The sequence below is a fragment of the Pseudomonadota bacterium genome, from assembly GCA_022361155.1.
In the GTDB taxonomy this organism is placed as follows: Bacteria; Myxococcota_A; Polyangia; order Polyangiales; family JAKSBK01; genus JAKSBK01.
This window is the reverse complement of the sequence record JAKSBK010000435.1, coordinates 1-9,414: the sequence shown is the minus strand read 5'-3', so window position 1 is coordinate 9,414 and position 9,414 is coordinate 1. Positions and strand designations below refer to the sequence as shown.

The following is a 9,414-nucleotide window of genomic DNA, read 5'->3' as shown; positions in this document are numbered from 1 at the left end:
GCGAGGCGCTTCGACCTTGCCGCGCACGCGGTTGTCGAAGCCCGTTGTGCCGAGCTGCTGAAGCTGGGCACGAAGCCGCTCGAACGTGTGGCGGTCAAAGCCATACTGCTCCAACAGCGACGCGGTGGCGCCGTCTAGCTCGAGGGCCGGGTGCTTGTCCAGCATGCTGCCAACCCAACCACCGCCGGCGTCCGCTGTCGAGCTCCGAGTCCGCCAGAAAGAAAAGCTCGCTCGCCGGCCGCACCGTGCAGGTCCAGGGACGCGTCGGCCCCCTGCCGCCAGCACGATAGCGTCCCGCGGGGCCATTGCCCATGCGCTGGATGCGCGCTAGGTCTACATAGGCAGGAGCCGCGGGTGCGCCGCTACATCACTCCGGGATTATTCATCTTTCTTCTGTCGCTGACCTCCTCTGCGGGACTGCACGGCGGCGCCTATCAGATTCTGGGATCGCTGGAGCGCTCGCTCGGCCTGGACCACGACGTGGAGCCCGGTTACGTCGAGTTCGAGTTGACCTCGAAGCCCGAGGTCTCGTCGCGGCGTACGCGCAAAGCCAATACGCGGAAGCTTCGAGAGAAGGCTCGCCGGGACAAGGCGAACGAACGCGCGAAGTCGTTGCGGGCGCGCAGACCCCGCCCGGAGCGACGCCCCAGGCCCAAGCGAGCACGCGAGCCGCAGCCCAAGCAGCTCTTGGCTCGAGCGCGTTCCAGGCCGGCGACGGATGTGACTCCGCATGCGGTTACTCAACGCAGCTCCGACCCCAACGTAGAGACTCCTGACAATCCCCGCTTCATCGCAGAGCACAATCGGCGTGTCGAAGAAGAGACCGTGGCCAGGGTACGCAGTCTGACGCGTGACGATCCCGAGCCGCAAAGCGGCGGCCCTACCGCTGGCCGCCATCGACCGGGGCGGCAGCAGAGCGAGGAAGAACCCGGCACGCGCGCCGAGGATCCCGAGCACGCGCTGGGCGACAAGGACGAAGGCAACCAGCTGGCTGCGAGCGACAAGCCGCAACCCAAGAACTCGGCACCCGCAGCAGGCGAAAGTGGCCGGCCGGTGCCCCCTGCGCGAGCGACCCCTGCCTCCAGGGGCGGCGTTCCGGAGGAGGGAGTCCTCGTGAAAGACGCTACGGGGAGCTACCGGCTTGTCGTGCGACCACGACGCCCGCGTGGCCGCGGCGGAGGCGACACCGGCGGCTCCGCGCGCAAAGGAAGCCGTGCCCGGCGCGCCAAGGGGTTGGCGGGCGGCACCGGAGTGGCCCAGGGTGACGATCGGTTGAACCTTACGTGGAGCCGGTTCGAGCTTGCCATGGGAGCGAACGAGCTTCGCGAACAGCGCAAGGCGTACGCTCGGCGCATGAAAGCCAAGGGGCGTGGCGGCAGCCGCATCCGGCGCTGGAGACAGTTCCGGGCTGCCGTCGAAAACCACGTTCACGCCATAAAGCCCGGCACCCACACCGCGCTCAATACCGCGGCGTCGCCTTTCGCCGCCTACCTGGCGGCGGTTCATCGGCGCCTTCACCCGCAGTTCGCCGAGGGTTTTCTGGGCAGCCTACCTGCGGGCAGCGGGCCCTTCAGCGACCCCACGCTCCAGACTCGGCTGGAGATCGCGTTTAACCGAGACGGCAGCGTGCACAGGATCACCATCGTCAAGACCAGCGGCCTGTTGCCTTTCGACTACGGCGCGTTCGACGCGGTGATGCGGGGGCAGCCCTATCCCGAGGCACCACCCCAGATTCTGTCTGGGGACGGGCGGGTGTACGTGCGTTGGGGCTTCTATCGTAACCACCGTCAGTGCGGCACGTTCAACGCCGAGCCGTTCATTCTCGACTCCCCACCGGGGACGCCGAAATCCAAGCATCCTCCGTTTCGTGATCCCGGCAGCGAACCTGAGCCGCATCCGCGCCAGGATCCTCCGGACAGTCAGATGGGTTACCGAGCCAGGGCGTCCGGTCAGCATAAGCTGGCCGCCTTGATTTCGATCCATCCCGGGGGCGCTGGTCGGCCGAACCCGCTGCGCGGGCACGATGTACGCTGAGCTAGCGGCCGCGCTCAAGGCGCGGGCACGGGAGCTCGGCTTCGTGCGGGTGGGGATCGCCCGTGCAACTCGCCTGGAAAGTGACGCACAGCGGCTCGACGCCTGGCTCGAGGCCGGCTTTCACGCTGGCATGCGCTACATGAAGGACACCGCGCAGGTGCGCGCCGACCCTCGCCATCCACGCATGCTTCCGGGTGCGCGCAGCGTCGTCGCGCTGGCCGCTTCGCACATGGGCAAGACGCCGCCCGCTGGTCCGCGACCGGCGCTCGTGGCGCGCTACGCCCAGGGCCGTGACTACCACAACGTGCTCGGAAAACGGCTCAGGAAGCTCTCGCGCCTGCTCACCGAGCGCGGGCACCGCGTGCGTTACTCGACAGACAGCATGCCCGTGCTCGAACGCGCCTGGGCACAGCGGGCGGGTTTGGGCTTCATCGGAAAAAACGGCTGCCTGATCGTTCCCGGTCTCGGCTCCCACGTGTTTCTGGCGACCCTGCTGACGGACGCCGAGCTCGAGGCCGACGAGCCGATGTCGGAGCGCTGCGGCAGCTGCAGCCGCTGCTTGTCCGCGTGTCCGACGCAAGCCCTCGTGGGCCCGCGCCAGCTCGATGCCCGGCGCTGCATCGCCTACTTGACCATCGAGCACAGAGACCGCATCGCTCAGCCCCTGCGCAGCTCGCTGGGTGCCTGGATCTTTGGCTGCGACGTCTGCCAGGACGTATGCCCCTTCAACCAGGGCCGCGCCGCGCGGCAGGAGACCCCCGAGGAGTTCACGACCCCGGCGCGCTGGGCGTCGCTGGATGCCGCGGCGCTGCTCACGATGGATGAGGCTGCCTTCAGGCGCTATGCGCACGGCTCGCCCCTGAAGCGGGCGGGTTGGGAAGGCATGGCGCGAAACGCGGCCATCGCGCTCGGCAACAGCGCCTCGCGTCGCGCCCTTCCGGTGCTCCAAGAGGCGGCAAGCACGCACGCCTCGCCGGCCGTGCGCGAGGCCGCAAGCTGGGCCTCGCGCCGGCTCAGCGCTCGATAGCTTCGAGCGCAGCGAGGTCCCGCTCGATCAGATCGATGGACTCGTTCCAGAACTGGTTACCCTGCAAGTCGATCCCCAGCGTCTGGCGCGCGATGGTCTCGGCGCTTGCGCTTCCGGTTGCCCGCAGCAGCAGCTCGTACTTTGGCAGGAACGAGCTTCCCTCGGCCTTGGCCCGCGCGAAGATCCCGAGGCTGAACAGATAGCCAAAGGTGTATGGGAAGTTATAGAAACTAAGCCCCGTGATGTAGAAATGCAGCTTCGATGCCCAATACCAGGGATCGAGCTGGCTCTCGGCGATCGAATCGCCGAAGTTCTGGCGCTGGGCCTCCAGCATCAGCTCCCCAAGCTGGCCAACCGACAGCTCACCCTCGGCTCGGCGTTCGTAGAGCGCGTATTCGAAATCGAAGCGCATCGGGATGTTGCACAGGAAGATCGCGCCTTCCATCAGGCGGTGATCCAGGATCGCGCGACGCCGCACCGAGTCCGCGGACTCGAGCGCGGCGTCGGTAACCAGCGTTTCGGCAAAGGTGGAAGCCGTCTCCGCCAATGTCATCGGGTAGTCGCATTGCCACGGGCGCAGGTCGCGCATGATCCAGGCATGGAAGGCGTGGCCAAGCTCGTGAGCCAGGGTCTGCACGTCGCCCATGACGCCGTTGTAGGTCATGAACACCCGCGATTGTCCGATCACATGGGAGCTGGAACAGAATCCTCCCGGGCGTTTTGCCACCCGCGGCTCGTAGTCGATCCAGCGCTCCCTCAAAGCGCGCTCGGCGAGCTCACGCAGGGCTGGATAGAAGTTTCCAAAAGCCTCGCAGACGCGGAGCGTTGCCTGCCGCCATGAGATCCGGGGTAAGCCATCGGGCAGGGACGCCATCGTATCCTGAAAACCAAGCCTGCTCATGCCCAGCATCTTCGCCTTGAGCTTGAGGTAGCGCTGGGCGACGCTCTGGCGGCTGCGCACCGTCTCGAGCATGGCGTCGAGCGTGGCGCGCTCGATGCCGGCATCGAGCAGCGCAGGCTCGAGGAAGTGGCCGATGCCACGTCGCTTGTACAGGGTGAGCCTCGTGCCGGCGATCGCGTTGAGGCAGGCCGCAACCGAATCGCCCACACCTCGCCAAGCGGCATTCGCGCCCAGCTGCGCCGCCCTGCGAACCCCGGCGTCCGCGTCCTCGAGGAAGCTGCGGGTCATGGCGACAGGCAGGCGCTTCGGCTTCTTGTCCGGCAACGCCAGCTCGAATTCGAGCGTGCCGGAGATCCGATCGTAAAGCCGCCCCCAGGCCGAGATCCCGCTGACCGATAGATCCGCCGCCAGTCCCTCGAGGGCCGTGCTCATGGTAAGAGCCGACTCCCTGCGGATGCGGCGCAGGAAGTAGCCCACGTCCAAGAGCCGCTCATCGGCGAGCAACGCGTCGAACTCTGCGTCGCTCGCGTTCTTGAACGCGCCGCGTACCGCCACGAAGACCTTTTCGAGCTCGGCGCCAAGGGCAGCGAGACTCGCGTCTTCACGCTTGATGGCTTCGTCGGCCGAGTCCGCTGCACCGATGCAACCCACATACGAGCAAACATGGGCGAAACGGCTGTAGACTTGCTCGAGCTGCGCGAGCAGGCTCGCCCATCCGGCGCGCTTCGCAGCGCTGAGCGCACCCAGATCCTCCCCGCTGGCTCGTAGCGTGGCGATATCGGTGTCGAGGTCGCGGCGGTAGTCCGCGTAATCTGCCGCCTCCAGTGCGGAGAAGTACGGCGTCATGTCCCAGTTCGGTTGCGTGGCTGAGGCAGTATTCATCGGCTGTTTAACTCAGGGCCCAACCCACCAGGGACTTGCAGCGAGGGGCGGGTCGCCTTGAAGGAACTGGGAAAAAGGCGACACTGTGTTGCGGAGGTCCAACGTGACGCTTTGTCTTCTTCGTCGGCTTCGTCAGCCAAGACCGGATGCCTACAGTAATCACAGCCAGAGCCTTGGGACACTAGTACCACGGATCGCGGTACTAGCCGCGATAACATGCATGTTGGCTGTCGGGTGCGCGGCCGGCACCTCGGATCCTGGGCAAGGACCTCCAGCGCCCCGGGCGGGCAGCGCAGGGCCTACCGGCGGCGCTGCTGCAGCCCCGGGTGTCTCGGGTAGCGGCCCCGCAGCGGGGACTGCTGCACCGGCCGGCACAGGTGGCCCATCCGCGGGGGCAGGTGGCATGCAGGCAGGCGCTGGTGGTCCGGCAGGCATCGGCAACCCCGGAGGCATGGGCGGCGCGGCGGGCGCGGGCGCGACCGCCGGCATGGGCGGGACCGCCGGCATGGGCGGGGCCGCGGGCTCTGGGGGCGCGGGCGGCCGTGGCGGCGTTGGCGGCGGCCTGGCTGGCATGGGTGGCCGTGGCGGCATGGGTGGCCGTGGCGGCGTTGGCGGATCTGCCGCTGCTGGTGGGCTTGGGGGTATGGGTGGCCTTGGTGGGGTGGGTGGTTCGGCCGGTGGTGGCGGCCTGGCCGGCATCGGTGGCTTCGCGGGCATCGGTGGCTTGGCGGGCATGGGCGGAACTGGAATCGGGGGTGCGGGTGGCGCCCTTCCGCCGGCCTTCCCACCGGCTCCGATCGTGGATCCGCCGTTGACTCCGCAGGTTCCCGGCGTGTTCGCCCAACCGGATGTTCCTGGGCCGGGACCGTGTCTTGTCGCCCCCGAGATCCATGGCGCCGGGGCCATGTATCCGAACAACTGGCTGCCTCCCCGCTTCCGTTTCGTGCGTCCCCAAGAGCACGACGTGACGGAGATTCGGCTACGAAGCGTCAATCAACCGAACGACCTCGTCGTGTACACAGCGGCTCCACAGTGGACCATGCCCGCGCCCATGTGGGCCAGCCTCGTGGCCACCGCTGCGGCTGGCCCGCCCATTCAGGTGAGCTTGCGCAGCGCGGGCAGTGGCAGCGGCGGGAGACCGCCGAGCCCGCCGCGAATCGGTAGCACGGGGACGATTTCGATTGCACCCGTGGCTGCCAAGGGCAGCATCGTCTACTGGGATGTCGAGCTGGGCGACACGCTGCTGCGCGGCTTCCAGGCCGGCACCGAACCGGTTCGCACCATCGTCAGACACAGTCAGGTGCCTGGCAAGAATTGCATCGGCTGCCATTCCGCGACCCCCGACGGCCAGCTGCTGGCTTTTTCGGCCAGCACGGACCCCAGGCTCGGACCGCCGTCCACCATCGACTTCGCGACCGCCGCCGGGCTGGTGGGGCCGGCCGCTTTCATGACGCCGGCCGCCTTCAACCTCACGCAACGCCAGCAGCAGCACATCCCCAGCTTCTCGCGCGCACACTGGCTGCCGGGCGACCGCATCATGCTGTCGATCTACAGGCAGGGCGCGTTCGGACGCAGCGAGATCATCTGGACCGACCTGGAAGCCGTATCCGAGGCCAGGGGGCAAGGCTGGGACGTCGTCCAGCGCCTGGGCGACTCAGCAGAGGCCACGGGTGCCGACTTCAGTCCGGACGGCACGCAGATCGTGTACGCGTCCGGCCCGTCCGAAGTAGGGATCATCGTGCCCAACGGAAATGCGGACTTGCGTATCGTTCCCTACAACCAGCGGCAGGGCGGGATGTCGCTGCCGCTGGCAGGTGCAAGCTCCTCGGATTTCAGCGAGTTCATGCCCAGCTTTTCCGCGGACAGCAGGTGGGTCGTGTTCGCTCGCGTCCCGAGCTTCACCCGCAGCGGCAGCAACCCCCAGGGGGAGATCTACGTCCTGCCAGCCGTCGGCGGCGCGCCCGTGCGCTTGGCTGCGAACGACCCGGCGCAATGCACCAACCTGACAAGCCCGGGCGTCTACAACACCTGGCCCAGGTGGTCTCCTGAGGCCCGCCAAGCGCTCGGGCGCACGTACCACTGGATGCTGTTTACCTCTCAACGCCTGGGCGGCATCAGACAGCTGTTCATGACCGCGCTCGTGGAGCAAGGCGGCGTGCTCACGAGCCACGGTGCGGTCCATCTTTGGAACCAGGCGCAGGACAGGCAGAACCACACGCCGTCTTGGGAGTACTTGGAGCTGGTGCAGTAGGGAAGCGTTCAGCTACCGCGCAACCCTCAGGTAGTGCTATGGTCGTCACATATGAAAGGCGGTTGCGCCGGCGAGCTAGAGGAAGCGAGCGCCGCAGAGAAGCTTTCTGCTGCAGCAAAGCCGTTCATCGTGCTCGCGTTCGGGTGCTTGGTAATGGCGGGGTGTGCGGTGGGCAGCTCCAGCACCGAGGGGCGTTTACCCCCGCGGCGACCGTCAGGAGGCATGTCTGTAGCCGGCGGGTCAGGTAGCGGCGTCACGGCTGGCAGCGGCACTCCGATGGGTGCCGGCGTTCAAGGCGGGCCAGCGGGAATATCGGGGGCGGGTCCCGTCCCCGGCGGTATGGGCGGATCGGCGGCAGGCATCGGCGGTCCCGGCGTGGCGGGTGTTGGCGCTGCGGCGGGCGTCGGCGGCCCGGGGGCCTCTGGCGGGGGGGGTGCAGGGGGCATCATCGGGCCGGCTGGCGTTGGGGGTCCCGGTGGCGTTGGCGGTGCAGGCGCGATTGGGGGTATCGGTGGCGCGGGGGGAAGGGCCGGACTCGGTGGCGGCCTGGGTGGCGCCGGTGGCTTGACGGGGATTGGCGGCCTAGGCGGTAGCATGGGCCCGGCAGGCAGTGGTGGGCTGGCAGGCATCGGCGGCACAGGTGGGCCGCCTCCTCCCCCAGCATTCCCTGCAACGCCGATCACCGACCCCGGGCTGCCGCCCCAGGTGCCTGGCGTTTTTGGCCAGCCGGATGTTCCCGGCGCCGGACCCTGCCTGGTCGCGCCGGAGATCCACGGCCCGGGAGCCATGTACCCGACCAACTGGCTGCCGCCTCGCTTCCGTTTTCAAAGACCCGGCGGCCACGACGTAACCGAGATTCGCCTCCGAACCGCGAGCCAACCGAACGACTTGCTCGTCTATACGCAGGCCAACGACTGGACCCTACCGGATCCCATCTGGAGGGGCCTCGTGGCCTCCGCGGCGGGCGGAGCGCCGGTAGAGGTAAGCCTACGCAGCGCCGACAGCGGTGGGGGCGCGCCTCGGCTCGGGAGTGTTGGGACCATCTGGATCGCGCCGGTCACGGCCGATGGCAGCATTGTCTACTGGGATCTGGAGCGCGGGGATACCTTGTTGCGGGGCTTCAAGGCCGGCACGCAGCCGGTTCGGGACGTGGTGCGGCACAGCCAGATTCCGGGATCGCGGTGTATCGGCTGCCATTCGTCCACGCCCGATGGCCTGCATATCGCCTTTTCGGCCAGCACTTCGCCTACGAGCGGAGATCCCGCGGGCATCGAGTTCGCGACCGCTGCGGGCCTGGTGGGGCCGCCACCCTTCATGACCCCAGCGGCCAGGGGTCTTACGCAGCGTGCAGAGCAGCATATGCCCGACTTCTCGCCAGCACATTGGGTGCCGGGCGACCGCATCATGGTGACGACGTTTAGGCCCGGCCGGCCTCCAACACCACGAGACATCATCTGGACGGACCTCGAGGCGGCTTCGGATGCCCAGGGGCAGGGCTGGGGCGTCATTCGACGCGGGGGCGACGGCGGAGAGCCGGCGATGCCCGATATGAGCTCGGATGGCACGTGGATCGTCTACGCGTCCGGGTCGGACGTATGGTCGGGAGCAACGATCGGGTTCGGTGGCAACCTCCATATCGTTCCCTACAACAACCGCCAGGGCGGCATGGCACTACCCATCGCGGGCGCGAGCGACCCCGACTTCAACGAGTGCATGCCTCGCTTCTCGCCGGACGGCAGGCTGGTGGCGTTCAGCCGGGTTCCCGGGAACGTTCGCTGCCACGACCGGCCGGATGGGGAGGTTCTCGTGGTATCCGCGACGGGCGGGGCGGCACTGCGTCTGCACGCCAACGATCCGCCACAGTGCACGGGCAAGACCAGTCCGGGAGTCTACAACTCGTGGCCGCAATGGTCGCCTCAGGCCAAATCCGCGGCGGGACGCACCTACTACTGGGTCGCGTTTTCCTCGGTGCGGTTGACGAACAACGTGCAGCTGTTTCTCGCGGCACTGGTCGAGGAGAACGGGGTGCTGACTAGCTACGGCGCGGTTCACCTGTGGAACCAGCCCACAAACCGCAACAACCACACGCCCTCGTGGGAGTACCTGGAGCTCGTGCAGTGAGGGCTCGTGACAAAATAAACAGGTCGAGACCTCCCTGTATTCGAAGGCGGCGCAACACCGCTGGACGGGATGGATCGAAGTCGAAGTGGCGATGTTATTTTGACCCGACGCCTTAGGGCGCTCTTCGGACCGAAAGCTCCTGTTGAGCACTCTTGCAGGTGTTCTTGGGGTGCACGGCAAAGAGCGGGGTGCACTGGC

Annotated in this window: 5 protein-coding genes; 4 read left to right on the top strand and 1 reads right to left on the bottom strand. The window is 67.6% G+C overall.

What is annotated here, in order from left to right; genetic code table 11:
- The first annotated feature begins 354 nt into the window (after nucleotides 1–354).
- Nucleotides 355–2,034 (top strand): TonB C-terminal domain-containing protein, encoded by a 1,680-nt coding sequence (locus MJD61_16615; GenBank protein ID MCG8556885.1) that lies wholly within the window; start codon nucleotides 355–357, stop codon nucleotides 2,032–2,034.
- Nucleotides 2,024–3,061, top strand: coding sequence for a tRNA epoxyqueuosine(34) reductase QueG (queG, locus tag MJD61_16610; GenBank protein MCG8556884.1), 1,038 nt, complete (start codon nucleotides 2,024–2,026; stop codon nucleotides 3,059–3,061). The genes MJD61_16615 and queG overlap by 11 nt, the downstream gene beginning before the upstream one ends.
- Here the strand turns inward: queG and MJD61_16605 are convergent.
- Nucleotides 3,048–4,844 carry a M3 family oligoendopeptidase gene (locus MJD61_16605; protein ID MCG8556883.1) on the bottom strand — a complete coding sequence of 599 codons (1,797 nt, stop codon included), beginning with the start codon at nucleotides 4,842–4,844 and terminating at the stop codon, nucleotides 3,048–3,050. The genes queG and MJD61_16605 overlap by 14 nt on opposite strands.
- Before the next feature lie 403 nt (nucleotides 4,845–5,247).
- Between MJD61_16605 and MJD61_16600 the strand changes: the two genes are divergently transcribed.
- Both MJD61_16600 and MJD61_16595 read left to right on the top strand, forming a co-directional pair.
- The gene (locus MJD61_16600) at nucleotides 5,248–7,095 is read left to right on the top strand and encodes a hypothetical protein (GenBank protein ID MCG8556882.1); all 1,848 of its coding nucleotides are present in this window, start codon (nucleotides 5,248–5,250) and stop codon (nucleotides 7,093–7,095) included.
- Between the two features lie 51 nt (nucleotides 7,096–7,146).
- Nucleotides 7,147–9,216, top strand: coding sequence for a hypothetical protein (locus MJD61_16595; protein MCG8556881.1), 2,070 nt, complete (start codon nucleotides 7,147–7,149; stop codon nucleotides 9,214–9,216).
- Nucleotides 9,217–9,414: the final 198 nt, after the last annotated feature.